This window comes from Mycobacterium sp. DHQP2018-32-09 (genome assembly GCF_058148405.1).
In genome coordinates, this window is sequence record NZ_JBYVYK010000118.1 from 1 (window position 1) to 807 (window position 807).

The 807-nt window shown below is 66.5% G+C and carries 1 protein-coding gene; it reads right to left on the reverse strand.

Features of this window, described 5'->3' with window-relative positions:
* Positions 1-751, reverse strand: a 751-nt coding sequence (dmpG, locus tag AC30CM_RS26940) for a 4-hydroxy-2-oxovalerate aldolase (RefSeq protein ID WP_490119967.1), incomplete at its 3' end; no start/stop codon positions are given.
* Positions 752-807: the final 56 nt, after the last annotated feature.

Below are 807 nucleotides of genomic sequence, written 5' to 3' on the forward strand. Positions count from 1 at the left end.
CGAACACCCCGATCAACGCCTCCACCGGCGCATTACCCGCCCCCGCACCGAACCGGCGACACGACCCGTCGATCTGGCGGGCTCCGGCGCGCACCGCCTCGATCGAGTTCGCCACCCCCAACCCGAGATTCTCGTGACCATGAAACCCGACCTGGGCATCGCTGCCGAGTTCGGCGACCAACGCCGCCACCCGGTCGGCCACCCCGTCGAGCACCAACGCACCCGCCGAATCCACCACGTACACACATTGGCACCCCGCGTCGGCCATGATGCGGGCTTGGGCGGCCAACTTCTCCGGGGGAATCGTGTGACTCATCATCAAGAACCCCACCGTCTCCAGGCCGAGGTCGCGCGCCAGCCCGAAGTGCTGGATCGACACGTCGGCCTCGGTGCAGTGCGTCGCGATCCGACAGATCGCCCCACCGTTGGCCTGGGCCTCCTTGATGTCCTCCTTGGTACCCACCCCGGGCAACATCAGGAACGCGATCTTCGCGTGCGTGGCCGTCTGCGCGGCCAGCTTGATCAACTCCTGCTCCGGGGTCTTGGAGAACCCGTAGTTGAAACTCGACCCACCCAACCCGTCACCATGGGTCACCTCGATCACCGGCACCCCCGCGGCATCCAACGCCGCCACGATCGCCCCGACTTCCTCGGCGGTGAACTGATGGCGCTTGTGATGAGACCCGTCACGCAGCGAGGTGTCGGTCATCCGCACGTCCCAACTCGGATCGAACCAGACCTCAGAACTCATGCTCGCGCTCCTGCCGTGACCCGCTGCTTGGCGATCTCCTCGCCGACCTTCGTCGC